Source organism: Streptomyces sp. NPDC051104, assembly GCF_040682835.1.
Taxonomy (GTDB): domain Bacteria; phylum Actinomycetota; class Actinomycetes; order Streptomycetales; family Streptomycetaceae; genus Streptomyces; species Streptomyces cynarae.
Genome location: NZ_JBFBBS010000007.1, coordinates 114858 through 131679, shown reverse-complemented (window position 1 = coordinate 131679; position 16822 = coordinate 114858). Strand labels below are relative to the sequence as shown.

The 16822-nt window shown below is 73.2% G+C and carries 13 protein-coding genes, 1 tRNA gene and 5 pseudogenes; 12 read left to right on the top strand and 7 right to left on the bottom strand.

Going from position 1 to position 16822, the window contains the following annotated elements; all coding sequences use genetic code 11:
- Nucleotides 1-13 precede the first annotated feature (13 nt).
- From AB0N14_RS13295 to AB0N14_RS13270, 6 genes are all read left to right on the top strand, one after another.
- Entirely contained in the window at nucleotides 14-586 is a 573-nt protein-coding gene (locus AB0N14_RS13295; protein ID WP_366025757.1) for an XRE family transcriptional regulator, read from the top strand.
- A gap of 84 nt (nucleotides 587-670) precedes the next feature.
- On the top strand, nucleotides 671-1642 hold the full coding sequence (locus AB0N14_RS13290; protein ID WP_366025756.1) for an NADPH:quinone oxidoreductase family protein: 972 nt from the start codon (nucleotides 671-673) through the stop codon (nucleotides 1640-1642).
- Nucleotides 1639-2820 carry an acyl-CoA dehydrogenase family protein gene (locus tag AB0N14_RS13285; protein WP_366025755.1) on the top strand — a complete coding sequence of 394 codons (1182 nt, stop codon included), beginning with the start codon at nucleotides 1639-1641 and terminating at the stop codon, nucleotides 2818-2820. The genes AB0N14_RS13290 and AB0N14_RS13285 overlap by 4 nt, the downstream gene beginning before the upstream one ends.
- Complete coding sequence (locus AB0N14_RS13280; protein WP_366025754.1) at nucleotides 2817-3923, top strand: acyl-CoA dehydrogenase family protein; 1107 nt, start codon at nucleotides 2817-2819, stop codon at nucleotides 3921-3923. The genes AB0N14_RS13285 and AB0N14_RS13280 overlap by 4 nt, the downstream gene beginning before the upstream one ends.
- A gap of 176 nt (nucleotides 3924-4099) precedes the next feature.
- On the top strand, nucleotides 4100-4963 hold the full coding sequence (locus tag AB0N14_RS13275) for a phosphatidylinositol-specific phospholipase C/glycerophosphodiester phosphodiesterase family protein (RefSeq protein ID WP_366025753.1): 864 nt from the start codon (nucleotides 4100-4102) through the stop codon (nucleotides 4961-4963).
- 102 nt (nucleotides 4964-5065) lie between these two features.
- A complete protein-coding gene (locus tag AB0N14_RS13270; RefSeq protein WP_366025940.1) occupies nucleotides 5066-5260 on the top strand; it encodes a hypothetical protein in 195 nt (64 codons plus the stop codon).
- A 3-nt stretch (nucleotides 5261-5263) separates the two neighbouring features.
- On the opposite strand, the gene AB0N14_RS13265 is transcribed toward AB0N14_RS13270, so the two are convergent.
- The 3 genes and pseudogenes from AB0N14_RS13265 to AB0N14_RS13255 form a co-directional block, all read right to left on the bottom strand.
- Nucleotides 5264-6448, bottom strand: a complete 1185-nt coding sequence (locus AB0N14_RS13265; protein ID WP_366025752.1) for a phosphodiester glycosidase family protein — start codon at nucleotides 6446-6448, stop codon at nucleotides 5264-5266.
- Between the two features lie 118 nt (nucleotides 6449-6566).
- Entirely contained in the window at nucleotides 6567-6923 is a 357-nt protein-coding gene (locus AB0N14_RS13260; RefSeq protein WP_366025939.1) for a DUF779 domain-containing protein, read from the bottom strand.
- A 47-nt stretch (nucleotides 6924-6970) separates the two neighbouring features.
- A pseudogene (locus AB0N14_RS13255) lies at nucleotides 6971-8266 on the bottom strand (helix-turn-helix domain-containing protein); the annotation flags it as partial.
- Nucleotide 8267: 1 nt separating this feature from the next.
- Here AB0N14_RS13255 and AB0N14_RS13250 point away from each other — a divergent pair.
- The 5 genes and pseudogenes from AB0N14_RS13250 to AB0N14_RS13230 all read left to right on the top strand — a co-directional run.
- Nucleotides 8268-8897: pseudogene (locus AB0N14_RS13250) on the top strand (FAD-dependent monooxygenase); the annotation flags it as partial.
- Between the two features lie 54 nt (nucleotides 8898-8951).
- Nucleotides 8952-9827, top strand: coding sequence for an intradiol ring-cleavage dioxygenase (locus AB0N14_RS13245; protein ID WP_366025751.1), 876 nt, complete (start codon nucleotides 8952-8954; stop codon nucleotides 9825-9827).
- The gene (locus tag AB0N14_RS13240; RefSeq protein WP_366025750.1) at nucleotides 9824-10906 is read left to right on the top strand and encodes a maleylacetate reductase; all 1083 of its coding nucleotides are present in this window, start codon (nucleotides 9824-9826) and stop codon (nucleotides 10904-10906) included. The genes AB0N14_RS13245 and AB0N14_RS13240 overlap by 4 nt, the downstream gene beginning before the upstream one ends.
- A 176-nt stretch (nucleotides 10907-11082) precedes the next feature.
- A pseudogene (locus AB0N14_RS13235) lies at nucleotides 11083-11996 on the top strand (YceI family protein).
- Between the two features lie 106 nt (nucleotides 11997-12102).
- Nucleotides 12103-12176, top strand: a tRNA-Pro gene (locus tag AB0N14_RS13230).
- Between the two features lie 86 nt (nucleotides 12177-12262).
- Here the strand turns inward: AB0N14_RS13230 and AB0N14_RS13225 are convergent.
- From AB0N14_RS13225 to AB0N14_RS13210, 4 genes and pseudogenes are all read right to left on the bottom strand, one after another.
- Nucleotides 12263-12508, bottom strand: a pseudogene (locus AB0N14_RS13225) (histidine kinase dimerization/phospho-acceptor domain-containing protein); the annotation flags it as partial.
- A 12-nt stretch (nucleotides 12509-12520) separates the two neighbouring features.
- A pseudogene (locus AB0N14_RS13220) lies at nucleotides 12521-13250 on the bottom strand (transposase); the annotation flags it as partial.
- Between the two features lie 61 nt (nucleotides 13251-13311).
- On the bottom strand, nucleotides 13312-14064 hold the full coding sequence (locus AB0N14_RS13215; protein WP_366025749.1) for a polysaccharide deacetylase family protein: 753 nt from the start codon (nucleotides 14062-14064) through the stop codon (nucleotides 13312-13314).
- A complete protein-coding gene (locus tag AB0N14_RS13210) occupies nucleotides 14061-15395 on the bottom strand; it encodes a glycosyltransferase (protein WP_366025748.1) in 1335 nt (444 codons plus the stop codon). Before AB0N14_RS13210 ends, AB0N14_RS13215 begins: the two co-directional genes overlap by 4 nt.
- Nucleotides 15396-15721: 326 nt before the next feature.
- On the opposite strand from AB0N14_RS13210, the gene AB0N14_RS13205 reads away from it, so the two are divergent.
- Complete coding sequence (locus tag AB0N14_RS13205) at nucleotides 15722-16420, top strand: DedA family protein (protein ID WP_366025747.1); 699 nt, start codon at nucleotides 15722-15724, stop codon at nucleotides 16418-16420.
- The last annotated feature ends 402 nt before the right edge of the window (nucleotides 16421-16822 follow it).

The following is a 16822-nucleotide window of genomic DNA, read 5'->3' as shown; positions in this document are numbered from 1 at the left end:
CTGCAATGCAGCCATGAGTACCGACGACGTTCTCGCGGGCGTGGGCCCGAGGCTGCGACGGATCCGCAAGGAGCGGGAGGTGACGCTCGCGGCGCTGTCGGAGGCCACCGGCATCTCCGTGAGCACCCTCTCCCGACTGGAGTCGGGCCTGCGCAGGCCCAGCCTCGAACTGCTGCTGCCGATCGCGCAGGCCCACCAGGTACCGCTGGACGAACTGGTGGGTGCGCCAGCGGTGGAGGACCCGCGGGTGCGCGCCAAGCCGATCGTCCGGGGCGGCCGCACCCACTGGCCGCTGACCCGGCAGCCCGGAGGGCTCCAGGCCTTCAAGGTCCTCGAACCGCAGCGCAAGCACGCTCCCGATCCGCGGACGCACGAGGGCTACGAGTGGCTGTACGTGCTGTCCGGAAAGCTGCGGCTGGTGCTGGGTGAGCACGATGTGGTGCTGGCCGCGGGGGAGGCGGCGGAGTTCGACACGCGGGTGCCGCACTGGTTCGGGTCGACGGGGGAGGGGCCGGTGGAGTTCCTCAGCCTGTTCGGGCCGCAGGGGGAGCGGATGCACGTACGGGCGCGGCCCGCTCGTTCGTGACGCATCCGACTGTTCCCTCATGGGCAAGCGACCGCTTAGTATGCGATGAGCCCGGTCGGACAGAGCAGTCGGTGGAGGCCCCGCATGCAGGCATGGCAAGTGCACGAGAACGGTGAGCCGAGTGAGGTGATGCGCCTCGCGGAGGTGGAGCGGCCCACGCCCGGCGACGGCCAGGTCCTGCTGAAGGTACGGGCCGCCAACGTCAACTTCCCGGACGCGCTGCTGTGCCGCGGGCAGTACCAGGTCCGGCCGCCGCTGCCGTTCACGCCGGGAGTGGAGATCTGCGGCGAGACCGAGGACGGGCGCCGCGTGATCGCCAACCCGGCGCTGCCGTACGGCGGCTTCGCCGAGTACGCACTCGCGGACGCCGCGGCCCTGCTGCCCGCCCCGGACTCCCTCGACGACGCCGAGGCCGCCGCCCTGCACATCGGCTACCAGACGGGCTGGTTCGGTCTGCACCGCCGGGCCGGTCTGGAGGCCGGCGAGACGCTGCTCGTCCACGCAGCCGCAGGAGGGGTCGGCAGCGCGGCCGTGCAGCTCGGCAAGGCGGCCGGTGCGACGGTCATCGGCGTCGTCGGGGGCGCGGACAAGGCGGCCGTCGCCCGGGAGCTGGGCTGTGACGTGGTGATCGACCGGCGCGCCGAGGACGTCGTCGCCGCGGTGAAGGAGGCCACCGGCGGCCGGGGCGCCGACGTGATCTACGACCCGGTGGGCGGTGAGGCATACGCACAGTCCGCGAAGGTCGTCGCCTTCGAGGGCCGGATCGTCGTCGTGGGCTTCGCCAGCGGGTCCATCCCCAGCCCGGGGCTGAACCACGCACTTGTCAAGAACTACTCGATCCTCGGCCTGCACTGGGGCCTGTACAACACCAAGAACCCGAAGCTGGTCCAGCACTGCCACGAACAGCTCACCGAGCTGGCCGCCCGCGGCGCCATCAAGCCCCTGGTGAGCGAGCGTGTCCCGCTGAGCGGTGCCGCGACCGCCGTGCAGCGCGTGGCCGACGGTGTGACGACCGGCCGTGTCGCCGTCGTCCCGGAGAACGGAGCCGCCGCATGACCGACGCCGCCGAACTGCGCCGCCGTACGCAGGAGTTGCTCGCCTCCCATTCTTCCGCCACCACCGACCGCCTCGACTTCCTCAGGGCCCGCTTCGACGCCGGACTCGCCTGGGTGCACTATCCGGAGGGCCTCGGCGGCCTCGGCGCCACCCGCTCCCTCCAGGCCGTCGTGGACGCCGAGCTCGAGGCAGCCGGCGCCCCCGACAACGACCCCCGCCGCATCGGCATCGGGCTCGGCATGGCCGCGCCGACGATCCTCCGCTACGGCACCGAGGAGCAGAAGCGGCGCTACCTCAGGCCGCTGTGGACGGGCGAGGAGGTGTGGTGCCAGCTGTTCAGCGAGCCCGGCGCCGGATCCGACCTCGCCGCCCTCGGCACGCGGGCCGTCCGGGACGGCGAGGACTGGGTCGTGAACGGGCAGAAGGTGTGGACGTCCAGCGCCCACATCGCCCGCTGGGCCATCCTCATCGCCCGCACCGACCCGGACGTGCCCAAGCACCAGGGCATCACCTACTTCATCTGCGACATGACCGACCCCGGCGTCGAGGTCCGGCCGCTGCGGCAGATCACCGGCGAGGCCGAGTTCAACGAGGTCTTCCTCACCGACGTCCGCATCCCCGACGCCCGCCGCCTCGGCGAGGTCGGAGACGGCTGGCGGGTCGCGCAGACCACGCTGATGAACGAGCGGGTGTCCATCGGCGGCATGCGCATCCCGCGCGAGGGCGGCATGATCGGCCCGGTCGCGAGGACCTGGCGCGAGCGCCCCGATCTGCGCACCCACGACCTGCACCAGCGGCTGCTGGGGCTGTGGGTCGAGGCCGAGGTCGTCCGGCTCACCGGCGAACGGCTGCGCCAGCAGCTCGCCGTGGGCCAGCCCGGCCCCGAGGGCTCCGGCATGAAGCTCGCCTTCGCCCGCCTCAACCAGGAGATCAGCGGCCTGGAGGTCGAACTGCACGGCGAGGAGGGCCTGTTGTACGGCGACTGGACCCTTCGCCGGCCCGAACTCGTCGACTTCACCGGCCGTGACGCCGGCTACCGCTACCTCCGCTCCAAGGGCAACAGCATCGAGGGCGGGACCAGCGAGGTCCTGCTGAACATCGTCGCCGAGCGCGTCCTGGGCCTGCCCGCCGAGCCGCGCACCGACAAGGACGTCGCATGGAAGGACCTGGCCCGATGAGCACGACGAGCACGCAGCCCGATCTGCTCTACTCGGAGGAGGAAGAGGCGCTGCGCTCCGCCGTGCGCGACCTCCTCACGGACCGCTGCGACGCGGCGGGAGTGATCGCGCGCATCGAGTCGGACGCCCCGCACGACCGCTCGCTGTGGCAGGCGCTCGCCGACGGCATGGGGCTCGCCGGTCTCCTGGTGCCGGAGTCCCTGGGCGGCCAGGGCGCCTCGCACCGCGAAGCCGCCGTGGTCCTGGAGGAGTTGGGGCGCGCGGTCGCCCCGGTGCCGTACCTGACGAGCGCGGTGGTGGCGACCGAGGCCCTGCTCGCCAGCGACAGCGACGAGGCCGCCAAGCTGCTGACGGAGCTGGCGTCCGGGCGGACCGTGGGCGCGCTCGCGGTCGGGCTGTCCGCCGGACCCGGCGGCGCCCACGGCGTCGTACGACACGAGAACCGCGCGCTGCACGGGGAATTGAGTGCCGTCGCGGACGCGGCCGCAGCCGATGTGCTGCTGGTTCCGGCGGACGACGGATGCCTGTACGCCGTGGACGCGGCCGCCGTCACCATCACCCCGCAGGTGGCCCTGGACCTCACCCGCCCGCTCGCCACGGTCACCCTCGACGGCGCGTCCGGGCGCCTGCTCACCGCGGACGCCGCACCGGCCGTACGACGAGCCCTGCGGGCCGGCGCGGGGCTGCTCGCCTCCGAGCAACTCGGCGTCGCCGACTGGTGCCTGACCGAGACCGTGCGCTATCTGAAGGAACGCAAGCAGTTCAACCGGCCCGTCGGCGGGTTCCAGGCGCTCAAGCACCGGCTCGCACAGCTGTGGCTGGAGGTCGCCGGCCTGCGGGCCGCCGCCCGCCACGCGGCCGACGCGCTCGCCACGGGCGGCGAGGACACGGACATCGCGGTCGCCGTCGCCGAGGCGTACGCGGCACCCGTCGCCGTCCGCGCCGCCGAGGAGGCCCTGCAACTGCACGGCGGGATCGGCATGACCTGGGAGCACCCGATCCACCTGTATCTGAAGCGGGCCAAGGCGGATTCGATCGCCTACGGCACGGCGGGCGCCCACCGCGAGGCGCTGGCCGACCTGGCCGACCTCCCGGCCCCGTGACGTGACGCCCGGGAGAAGCCCGCCCTACCTGGGGCGGGCTTTTCCGTGTGTGCCCGGCGAGCGAGATGAACGCGGGACGGCGGTCCGGCCAACTCCCCCGTCGGCCCTGCTTCCCCAGGCTCACGGGCGCCCATACTCCCTTGAAGTCCCGTACGGCACATCAAGGGAGGCGGAGCATGGCCCTCACCACCCGTCGCAGAGCCCTCACCACCCTGGGCGCCGCACTCGCCGGCTCGCTCGCCCTGCCCACCGCGCACGCATGGGCGGGCGAGGGCAAGCGCGGCCCGCGCCCGCTGTGGCGCGCCCACGCCCACAACGACTACGAGCACCCGCGACCCCTCTTCGACGCCCTCGACCACCGCTTCGGCAGCGTGGAGGCCGACATCTACCTCGTCGGCGACCAGCTCCTCGTCGCCCACGACCCCGTCGAACTCGACCCCGGGCGCACCCTGGAATCCCTCTATCTCGACCCGCTCGCCGCCCTCGTCAAGGCGAACCACGGCTCGGTCCACCGCGGTTGGCGCGGACCGCTGCAACTCCTCATCGACATCAAGACCGAGGGCTCGTCGACCTACCTGGAACTCGACCGCCACCTCCGGCGCTACCGGCACCTGTTCACGACGTACGCGCACGGCCGCGTGTACCCGGGACCGGTCACGGCGGTCATCTCCGGGGACCGCGCCGCCCGTGCCCCGATGGAGGCGCAGACCGTGCGGCACGCCTTCTACGACGGCCGCCTCAGCGACCTCGGCAGCCCCGCGCCCGCCACCTTCGTCCCACTGATCAGCGACAACTGGACCCTCAACTTCAGCTGGCAGGGGGAGGGGTCCTTCCCCGACGCCGAGCGGCAGAAGCTGCGCGACATCCTCTCCCGGGCGCACGCGCACCGGCAGAAGGTGCGCTTCTGGGCCACCCCCGACGCGGCGGGCCCGGCCCGGGACGCCCTGTGGAGCGAACTGCTGGCCGCCGGGGTCGACTACGTCAACACGGACGACCTCGCGGGCCTCGAGGCGTTCCTCGACGCCCACGAGATGGCGTAGAACCACACGTTCGGCGGACACGTCAGCCGCCCGGAGGAACCCTCCGCTACGACACACTTGCGGCCGAAAGCCGCGAAGTGGGCGTGGCGGAGGAGGGTGATGATGGCCGTTTCCATCTCGGTGGTGCTGCTGCTCCTGGTCATTGCGGTGATCTTCGTGCGCAACAACGCCATGAAGATCTCGCACGCGCTGGTCTGCATTCTGCTCGGCTTCTTCCTGGCCAGTACGAGCATGGCCCCGACCATCCACCAGGGGCTCGCGGCGACCGCGCAGATCGTCAGCAGCCTGCGCCCCTGACGCTCACGAGCTGAACACCCCGATCCCGTCCGGGACGGGGCGTTCGGCTCCTCCGCTGGGATGGTTGCGCACGTTCACCGTGCCCGTGTCCGACGACCGGGTGACCAGGGTCGTGGAGCCGCCGCCGTCGAGGTTGAAGCCGTCCGTGGCGCCCAGCGACCGCAGGGTCCGGGCGACCTCCGAGACGGTGAGGCCGCTGCGATAGGCGGCCGAGCCGTCCAGGGCGAGCAGCAGCAGGCGGCGGCCGCCGTCCTCGATGCCCACCGCGGTGCGCACGGCGGATGTCGTGGTGTCGAGGCCGGGCAGCGGCGTACCGTGCCGCAGCACCGGGAAGCCGCCGACGGCGAAGCGGTACGGAACCCCGGACGCGGCCGCCACCAGCCGGTGCCGCACCTGGACCTTCTCGCCCTTGAAGAGCTTGCGCAGCTGCCGCGCCCCCGCTTCACGGCCCACCAGGACCGTGCCGCCGGCCGCGATGGGGCCGCGGCCCGGATGATCGGCCGTGGCGGTGACCCGGCCGCCCCGGACGGTCACCTCGTACGAGTCCGTGCTGCACGGCCCGCCCCGGTCGGTGTCGGTCCCGCAGACGGCACGCAGCCGCGAGACACTGCCCCAGTCCGAGGTGTACGCCCCGATCGACCCCTCGGGCAGCGCGTACTGGTTGAGCCCGCGCAGCGGCAGCCGCTCGCCCGGTGCGGTCACGGAGCCGTCGAGGGTCAGCCGGTCCAGGCGCGCGGTACGGTCCGTGCCCACGCCGAGCACGTCCTCGGTGCTCGTACCGGGCGGCAGGGCCGGTCCGAAGCGCTGCCCGCGCGGCACGGCGGCCTTGAGCGTGTGCCCGCTCGCGACGGCCGGGCCGACGGCCGAGCCGGTCGCCGGGACCCAAGGATGCCGGGTCTCGGTGATGTTGAAGAAGTCGCCGTTGATCCCCGCCACCGCACGCTGCGCGCCGACCAGTTGGGAGACGGTGGCGCGGGCGGCCACGGCACGCGGATGCAGCAGGTCGACCCGTACCCGCGGATCGCGCAGGTCCACGGTGACGAGGTGCGCGCGCGTCACCCCGTGGGCCGCGGAGATGTCGAACTCGCTGTACTGGACACCCGGCGCGATCCTCCGGGCGCCCGGCGCGGCACTGGCCGGGGCGGCCCCCGCGAGGGCGGCACCGGCCAGTGCGCTCCATGCCAGCAAAGCCGTCAGTACGGCTCTGAACCGTCTGTCGCGACGCGTCACAGCTCCCCCTGATGTCTCGTCGACTTCCGCAGGACTCGGGGGAAGTGCACCAGACGGGTGGTGTCCCGCGCAGTGCTCAGGCGTCGACGACGCGGGAACGGATGAGAAAACGCACTCCTTCGGGTGCTTCCAGGGAGAAGCCGCTGCCACGGCCCGGCACCACGTCCACGATCAGCCGGGTGTGGCTCCACGTCTCGTACTGGCTCCTGGACATCCAGAAACCGACCGGTTCACCGACCCCGTCGACCTCCAGTTCCGCGAGCAGCACGTCCGAGCCGCCGGTGCGGAACTCGCCCTCCGGGTAGCACATGGGCGCGCTGCCGTCGCAGCAGCCGCCGGACTGGTGGAACATCAGCGGCCCGTGGACCTCCCGCAGCCGCCGCACCAGCTCGGCGGCCGCGGGGGTCAGCTCCACGCGCGGAATCATGTCCATGGTCACGGCACGATCCCAGCACCGGACAGGTTGCAACGACGTTGCGGTCAGCCCCGGTACCCGCGCAGCTTGCGGTAGAGCGTCGCGCGGCCGATGCCGAGCGCCGCCGCCGTACGCGCCTTGTTGCCGCCGTGGCGGTGCAACGCCTCCAGGATCGTGGTGGCGCTCGGCGTGCTCCATCGGGCTGAGCGGACGGACCGCGGGTCCGTCGCGCACGGGATCCGGCAGCTCGGCCCGGCGGACCGGCCCGGACGCCCGGCGGTGCTCCGCCAGCGCCCGTACGACATGCGCGAGTTCGGTCACGTTTCCGGGCCACGGATACCGCTCCAGGGCGCGCAGGGCGTCCAGTGCCCAGGTCAACGGCGGGCTGCCCGGTGCGGGTCGCGGGGCCAGCGCCGACAGCAACTCCCTTACGTCCTCGGGACGCTCGCGCAGCGCGGGCAGGTGACCGAGCGGGCGGCCAGGGTGTCGAGGAGCCGCTGGAGACACGGGCCGGGCGGCGCGCCCGGCGTGTAGGTGACCAGCAGCGGCGCCTCGGGGTGCGCGTCGAGCAGGGTGTTCAGGGCGGCCACACCGGACTGGGCGAGCCGTTCGGCGTGGCGGAGCAGGAGAGGACGGCCCCGGGCCAGCTCGGTGAGCGCCCGGTCGAGTTCTCCGTTCTCCGCCGCGTCGACCACTCGTACGGCGCGCTCGCCCAGCAGCTCCCGGGCGAGCGCGGTCTTTCCCGTCCCCCGCTCACCGGTCAGCAGCAGCGGCTCCCGGGAGTGGGCCAGCTCGACGGCGCGCCCGACGGCATGGCGCCAGGGCGCCGAGCAGCCGACCAGGGCGACGGCCGGGCGCGGCACCGGCGGCGGCGGATCGGCCAGCGGTTCCAGCACGGCCACGATGCCGACGACCGCGCCGTCCCGGCATACCGGAGTGATCCGCGCGGTGCACCCCGCGCCCTCGGGCAGGACGGCCTCGGCGGGCACGTCCTCCTGGCGCCGTACCGCCACCGCCGTACGCTCCAGGGCGTGAAGGGACTCCGGCGCCACCATGCGCTCCGCCGCCGTGCTGACCAGGCGGCTGAGGCCGTCCAGCGCGGCCACCGCGGCATCCGGCCCGCGCGCCGCCCGCAGATAGGCATCCAGCAGGGCCCGCTCGGGCGGCCGTGCCCGGGCGAGCAGTTCGGCCTCGACCGCCGCGACGGCCGCCTCCGCGAGCGCCGCGCCCGGATGCGGCGGGCACCCGGCGCACAGCTGTGACGCCACGGTCACCGTGCCGAGCGCCTGCCCGGTCCACGGCGCCGACACCGGGACGCTGACCGCCGACACGTCCTGCCACCGGTCGAGGAAGTGCTCCGGCCACCCGCCGTCCAACGGCCTCGGCTCCAACACCTCCATGCAGGACTCCTACAACCTGGCCTGGAAAAGCCGAAGCTGGTCCTCGACGGCACGGCGAGCCCCAAGCTGCTGGAGTCCTACACCGCCGAGCGCGCCCCCGTGGGCCAGCAGATCGTCACCCGCGCCAACCGGTCCATCGGCGAGACCGCGCCCATCTTCGAAGCGCTCGACGGGCTGTCCCCGCAGACGCCCGAGCGACCCGGGCTTCACCCGCGACCCCGAGCTGTACCACCAGCCCTCCTCCCGCCCCGGCGCCAGGCTCCCGCACGCCTGGATCACCGCCGACACCCGCACCCTGTCCACCCTCGACACGGTCGGCAAGGGCCGCTTCACCCTGCTCACCGGCATCGGCGGCGAGTGCTGGGTACGGGCGGCCAAGGCGCAGGAGACCGAGATCGCCACCGTGGTGATCGGCCCGGGCCAGGAGTACGAGGACCCCTACGGCGACTGGGCGCGGCTGCGCGAGATCTCCGACGCGGGCGCCCTGCTGGTGCGGCCCGACGGCTTCGTCGCGTTCCGGCACGCGTCCGCCGCCCCGGACGCCCGGGAACTGCTGTGCGAGGCGTTGCGGCGCATCCTCGGACACGCCTGAACGCGGGATCATGGAGGAAGCGACAGGTACGTCGTGGACGACGAGGAGCACGGCATGACCATCGACAGCACCGCCGGACAGGACACGGTCACCGAGGAGGCCGTCGCCAGTATCGGCGCGACCGCCGACCCCCGGCTCCGCGAGCTGCTCACGGGCCTGATCCGCCATGTGCACGCCTTCGTGCGCGAGACGCGACTCACCCAGGAGGAGTGGGAGAAGGCCGTCGGCTTCCTGACGGCGACCGGGCAGACCTGCACGGACACCCGTCAGGAGTTCATCCTGCTGTCGGACGTCCTCGGCGTCTCCACGCTCGTCGAGACCCTGAACGGCCACCGCGCACCGGGCGCCACCGAGTCGACCGTCCTCGGCCCCTTCCACATGACCGAGTCACCGGTGCGCCAACTGGGCGACGACATAAACCTGGTGGGCAGCGGCGAGCCGTGCGTGGTCAGCGGCCGGGTGCTCTCCGAGGACGGCACACCCCTGCCGGGCGCCGTCCTCGACGTGTGGCAGGCCGACGCCGACGGCCACTACGACGTGCAGCAGCCGGACCTCCAGCCCGCGGGCAACGGTCGCGGACTGTTCACCGCCGACTGCGAGGGCCGCTTCTGGTTCCGCACCTGCGTACCGGCCCCGTATCCCATCCCCACCGACGGCCCGGTCGGCGCACTGCTACGGGCCACCGGCCGGCACCCGTACCGCCCCGCACACATCCACTTCATCGCCACCGCCGCCGGACACGCCCCCGTCACCACGCACATCTTCGTGGCCGGCAGCGACTACCTGGACTCCGACGCCGTGTTCGCGGTGAAGAAGAGCCTGGTACAGGACTTCACGGTCACCGACGACCCGTTCCAGGCACGGGAGTTCGGGGTACCCAACCCGTTCCGGCAGGCCCGCTTCGACCTCGTCCTGGAGCGTGCGACATGACCTTCACCACCGACTTCACCTACGAGACGCGGCCCGTGCGGGTCGTCTTCCGGCCCGGCGCCGCCGTCACCGCGACCCCGGGCGAGGCCACGCGTCTGGGCCTGCGGCGGCTGCTCGTGATCTCCGGCAGCCGCGGCGAGCCCACCGCACGGACGGTCGCCGACGCCCTCGGCGACGCCTGCGCGGGACTGCACGCCGAGGCCCGTATGCACGTACCGGCCGACGTCGCCGACCGGGGCGTGGAGGCGGCGCGGGCGGCCGGCGCCGACGGGTGCGTGGCGGTCGGCGGCGGCTCCGCGATCGGCCTCGGCAAGGCGATCGCGCTGCGCACCGGGCTGCCGCTGATCGCCGTGCCGTCGACCTACTCCGGTTCCGAGATGACCCCCGTGTGGGGGCTGACCGAACACGGGGCCAAACGCACCGGCCGCGACCCGCAGGTCCAGCCCCGCAGCGTCGTCTACGACCCCGAACTGACCCTCTCCCTGCCCGTACCGCTCACCGTGACCAGCGGCATCAACGCGCTCGCCCACGCCGTCGAGGCGCTGTACGCCCCCGACACCTCCCCGCTGGTCCAGCTGATGGCGGAGGACGGCACCCGGGCGATGGCCGAGGCGCTGCCGCTGCTCGTCGCGGACCCGGGCGACCTCGAGGCGCGCAGCCGCGCACTGTACGGGGCATGGCTGTGCGGGGCCTGTCTCGGCTCGACCACGATGGGGCTGCACCACAAGCTGTGCCATGTGCTGGGCGGCACTTTCGGGCTGCCGCACGCGGAGACGCACACGGTGGTGCTGCCGTACGTCCTCGCCTACAACGCGCCCGCGGCCCCCGAGGCGGTGACCGCGCTGCGGCGGGCGCTCGGCGCCGAGGACGTGGCGCGCGCCCTGTGGGAGCTGGGCGGGCGCCTCGGCGCGCCGCGCTCCCTCGCCGAACTCGGCCTGGCGGAGCCCGACGTGACGGCGGCCGCCGCCCAGGTGACGGCCCAGCCGTACGCCAACCCGCGCCCGGTGACGGCGGACGGGGTGCGGGGCGTGCTGAGGGCGGCGTACGAGGGACGGCCGCCGGAGACCTCCGCGGCCTAGGGGGCCTTCACGACGGCGCTCGCACCCTGTCGCATGAACTGTCTCGTAATGAGACACCCGCGGCGGCGCGGTCCGATGCAAGATCGAGAAGGGGGGGACCGCATGCAGGCGCGGCCGCTTCGGCGTGCTCCGAGCCGCCGCTCGCACGGCTGCGCCACCGAAGAAAGGTGAACATCATGGCCCTCGCACTCCTCCGGCGTCGGCGGCCCCCGGGCGCCTCAGCCGAGGCGGCGGGCCTCTCGCTCCCCCTCCCGCCCGGCGCGGGCGCCGTCGCACGCGAGATCGTCGACCCGATGGGCTCGCCGATGGCGTCCGCGGACGTCACCGTCACCGCCCTGGACACGCACCGCGTCGCGGCCCGTGGCACGACCGACCCGTACGGTTTCTTCCTCGCCGCACTGCCGCCCGGCCACTACAGTCTGCTGGTCGCGGCGGAGGGCCTCAGGCCGCACCGAGAGACCGTCGAGATCGTGGCCGGCACGGCGGCGCGCACCGAGCGGATCTGGCTGCAGCCGGCCGAGGCCCAGCAGCTGCCGATGCAGGGCGTCTGGCTCTTCGACCCGCCGCACACGGCGATCCGCTTCGTCGCCGAGCACGTCGGTATGGCCAACGTCCACGGCCGCTTCGAACGCTTCGACGGGGGCATCCAGATCGCCCAGGACATGACACAGTCCCGCGTCCACGTCCGGATCGACGCCTCCAGCATCACCACTGGCAACAACACCCGCGACAACCATCTGCGGTCCGCCGACTTCCTGGACGTCGAGCGCTTCCCGTACATCGACTTCGCCAGCACACGCTTCGCATACCGGGGCGGCAGCAAGTGGACCCTGCAGGGTTCCCTCACGATGCACGGCGTGAGCCGCTCGGTCGCGCTGGACACGACGTACCTCGGCATGGTGAACGGCGGCTACGGCGAGGAACTGCGCTGCGCGGCCCTGGCCAAGGCGGAGCTGCACCTGAAGTCCTCGCGTTGAACTGGCGGTCCATGCTGGCCCGGGGCATCGCGGTGGTGGGCCCGACGGTACAACTGGAGCTGGACGTCCAGGCGATGTACCGCACCCACGACACGCCGACGCCGCCGGAGTAGGGCGCCGCGGTCGGCCGGCAGCCGGCGCGGGCGGCCGGATGAGGGCTCCTCAGACCAGTGCGGTAGGGTTTGCCTGCGCGCCCCCGCGGAACACGCGGGAGCGCGACGGGACGTGGCGCAGCTTGGTAGCGCACTTGACTGGGGGTCAAGGGGTCGCAGGTTCAAATCCTGTCGTCCCGACTGGAGACAGTCGCAGGTGAGGGCCGGTTTCGGAGGCATCCGAAACCGGCCGTGAGGTCGGCTGCCTCTGCCCGGATCTCGGTGATTTCCAGCCGTGCGAGAGCGAGCAGCCCCTGCACCATGCGGCTGAGGCGCTCCAGCTCCCCGAGTGCCTTGTCGAGGCTGTCCTGGGCGCAGGGGGCGAGGTGCGGCTCGAAGTTCTCCAGGCGCAGTGAGGTCAGGGGTGTCTCCAACTGGTGTGACACGTCGGAGGCGAACGCCTCCTGAGCTTGGAGCAGGTGCTGAAGCCGGGTCGCGGTCCGTGTGAACGACGCGGCGAGCCGGCGCAGTTCCGCCAGTTTGGCGCTGCCGGTGTAGCCCAACTCTCGGATCTCGCACAGCAGTTGGGTGACGGGGACTGCGGGGTCGGCCGCACGGCGGGCACGCAGACAGGCGCGATAGGGGTCGACGGGGGTCGGCCGGTAGCCGGGAGCGACGCGCAGGGCCTGGGGTTGGGGCATGCGGGCGTAGCGTTTGACAGTGTTCAGGGCCAGGCCGAGTCGGCGGGAGCAGTCGAGGAGGTCGACGCCCTGGCCGATCAGATGGTGGATCTCGTTCCAGCGTTCGCGGTGGTCTGCTCGCGTACTCCGCCGGGGCGGGGTGGGTTGATGGTGGCCCAGCTGGCCGGCGTGGGCACGGACCTCGAGCAGGACTTTGTCGCACAGGTTGCGCCAGAGGCGCCATCGGTCGCTGACCTGCACCGCGTCGGGCAGGGCACGGCGGACGGCCTCGGCGTAGGTGGCCGAGCCGTCCCGGCACACGACCTCGACTCCGGGACGTTCGCGCAGCCGGGTCTCCAACGTCGTTGCCTCGCGGCTGGGCAGGACCGCGACGCGTCTGCCGGTCTCGGCATCCGTGATGATCGTGGCATAGGCGGCGGCGCAGGGCGAAGTCGTCCACGCCGATCACCCGCGGGACCGCCTGCCTGGGCAGCGGCAGGCGCCGCAGATGGCGCAGCGCGGTGCTGCGGGAAACGGGCACGGCCGGCAGGCCGGCGAGGCGGGCGGCCGCCCGACCGCACAACTCCCGCGCCACCTTTCCGGCCCGAACCACCGCGAGCTTCGGCGTAGCGACACCACCTCGCCGAGTGGCGAGCTCACCGGCGGGGCAGGCCGGGGACACCGTGTTCGCGCAGGGGGCCGACCTGCCAGCCGCGTTCCTGGCAGGTGTCGAGGATGCGGGGCAGCGCAGCGAGGGTGGTGCGCCAGGAGCCGGTGGCGGAGGTGCAGTCGGAGTCGTGGAGCAGGATGGTGCCGCCACCGCGCAGGTTCGTCAGGACGGTGTGCTCGACGGACTGAGGGGTGGCCCGCCTGCGCCAGTCCTCGCCCCAGCAGGTCCACAGCACCGGGGTCAGGCCGAGGCGTCGGCAGGCCAGATGCGCGGCGCTGCTCATCACCCCGTACGGCGGCCGGAAGAGTACGGGTGGCCTGCCGGTGACGTCGGCCACGGCGTCGCGGGCGCGGGCGAGGTCGTCGTAGGCGGCGCGGGGACCGCGGAGCAGCAGCGGGCGGTGGTGCCAGCCGTGGACGGCGATCTCGTGCCCGGCCGCGGCCATTTCCATAGCCAGCTCCGGTGAGCGGGCCAGCATCGACCCGAGCAGGAAGAAGGTGGCACGCAGCCCGCGTGCGTCGAGGAAGTTGAGGAAGTGCGGGGTGGACAGGTGGTCGGGGCCGTCGTCGAAGGTGAGCGCGACGTGATCCGGCCGGCCTCGGCCGGCCAGGCGCGGCATGGCCACGTTGCGCAGCGGCCCGAACGTGGAGATCACGGGTGCCGCGTGCAATGCCGCGAGCGCGGGCACCGCCGCTGCCGATGCGAGCGCCGCGGCACGGGCGAGACGGGCCGGGGTCATCGTCCGTCTCCATCCAGATAATGGGCGACGGCGGTGAAGCGGGCGGGCGTCTCGTTGTAGGCGTAGGCCAGCGGGGCGGCGACGCCCAGACAGGCCGTGGCCGCCACGGTGAAGGCCGTCAGGGCGATCCGTCGTCGGCCGGGAAAGCGCCTCACCGCAGGCTGTGCGTCCGGCGTGGGCTGCTGCCCGGTTCTGGCGGCGATGGCGGTCACCGGTCCGGGAGCCAGGCGGTGCAGGTCGAGTCCCACCGCGCGCTGGGCCCGACCGCGCGGTCCGTGGAGGAGCTCGGCCAGCACCGGGCCGAGGTCCGCCGGGTCGCGGATCCAGGCCGCTAGGCCCGCTTCTTCCAGGGCGTCCGCGTTGGTCTGGCCGTGACCAGGGATGCAGCGGTAGCTGGCCACCGGCAGCCCGGCGGCCAATGCCTCCAGAGAGGTCAGTCCGCCCGCGTTCTGCACCAGGACGTCGCAGGCGTGCATCAGCCCGGGCATGTCGTCCACCCAGCCGAAAGTGTGCTCGATGCCGTCCCCGCGCAACTCCTCCACGAGGGCCTCGTTGCGTCCGCACACCACCACGGGCACCGCGACCCCGGTCTCCTGTATCTCGGCGGCGGCCCGTCGCACCGGCCCGACCCCCCACGACCCGGCGACCAGCAGGGCCAGGGGCGCGTCCGCGGGCAGGGCGAACCGCTCGCGGGCGGCAGCCCGTTGCCCGGCGGTGGCGGGGGTGAAGCGTGCATCGGTGACCGGACCGACGACAGTGGCGGCGGCCGCGCCCTGTACGTGGGCTTGGGCCGCCGGCACCGGGTGCACGGCCAAGTGGGCGTCGATGCCAGGGGCTACCCATAGGGTGTGGACGGAGAAGTCGGTGAGGTAGGTGAAGGCCGGCACCGTCAGCTTGCCGCGCCGGCGCAGCGCGCCGAGGACCTGGCTGGCGCCGGGGTAGGTTGAGACGACCGCGCGGGTGTCCGGCGCGAGCGCCCGCAGTGTGCGTTGCTCGGCTGCGCGGAACAGTGCCCGCCACACCGCGCCGGGGCGTGCGGCCCCGTCGGTGGCCGCGTACAGGCGTTGGTAGCCGTCCGGTATCCAGGTCAGCATGCGATGGTAGGTACCGCACACCAGCCGGCCCGTACCGGTGGGCAGCAGGTCGAGGAAGTCGTGCCGGTCCACCAGGAACCCGTACTCGGCCAGCCGCTCGGCCAGCCCTGCGGCCGCACCGTCGTGTCCCGCGCCGACACCGGCCGAGATGATCGCGATCCGCCCAGCACCGCCCTGCGGCGGTGCGGCGGACGGCGAGGGCGCCGACTCCGGCGCCAGGTCGTCACGGTGGACCACGGTCGATCAGCCTCCTGATGGGCTACGGGGCACGCCGGGCATGCCCCGGCCCAGACGGCACTGCGGGCAGGCCGAGGCGGCGCCTGTGCGCGGGCCAGGGCCACGACTCGACCGCTGTGGTACTGAGAGGCGAAGTTACTACATGATGTAGAACTTAGGAAACGGTCGCCGCGGGATGGGAATCCGGCGGCGACCCAGGCTTCGGCATCCCGGTTGATGCCGGTCAAGTCACTACGAGATGCAGAGGCAGCGGTGGTGCACCGAGGGGAGGGACGCCGATGGCGCCAGGTCTCACGACCATTGGGACAGCACTGGATCCGCAGGCGATGCTGACGAGGTCCGGAGCGTGGGCCGTACTGGTCGTGGTCTTCGCCGAGACCGCCCTGCCCGCCGTGGGCGTCTTCCTGCCCGGTGACACCCTGCTGCTGCCGGCCGGACTGGCGTGCTCACTCAGTACGCTCGGTGCGGCCCGGCTGTCACTGCCCTTGGTGCTGGCATGCGCAGGCGTGGGTTCGCTCGCCGGCGCGCAGACCGGCTTCTGGCTGGGGCGGCGCGGCGGCCGGGCGATGCGGCTGCGCCGGCCGGGGAGCCGGGGTGAGGCCCGCACGCGCCGGGCCGAGGCGCTGTTCACGCGTTACGGGCCCCGGCGGGCGGTATTGCTGGGGCGGTTTGTCCCGGTGGTGCGCACCCTGGTCCACCCGGCGGCCGGGCTGCTGGGCATGCCGGCCGCATCCTTCACCCTGTGGCAATCCCTGGCCGGAATCGTCTGGTCGCAGTCGCTGGTGCTTGCCGGTTACGCGCTCGGCGAGAGCGGGCGGCACGGGGTGGCATACCTGGCGCCAGTCATCGGCGCTGTAGTCGCCGCCGGGTTGCTGCCTCCTGCCATCGAGTGGCTGCGCACCCGCCGGGCGCCCTCCGTCCTGGCCGGGGCGGACCGTGATGCACCCGCGGCGGACGGGCGGCCCCGTCCGCGTCCGACCCCGGATGGGCGGGCCCCGTCCGCGTCCGACCCCGGACGGGCGTGACGTCGGTGACCAGATGGCCTCCCGGGCGGTGAATTCACGTCGCTGAACAGGCAGGCCGGTAGTCGACTCCCGGGATCAGATGAGCCTGGCAAACCGCGTGGACTCGTCCCGCTCGCCGTCTCGGGGTCTTCGCGATCCTCATGATCGCGGGCTGGTGGACCGCACGGCGCCGTGGCCCGCAGGCGATGACCCTCGCGCTGGCCGCGCCGGTCGCCGTCCTGACCGCCTTCGCCGCCGCCGAGGTCGTCAAGAAGCTCGTCGCGGAGAGCGGCCCTGCCGGTCGATGCCCCACGCCTACCTCGTCGACACCTGCCCGGCACCTTCGGACTATGCCTTCCCCAGCGGGCACGCCACCGTTGCCGCCGCGAGCGTGGCCGCGCTGTTCCTGCTCGACCGCCGGCT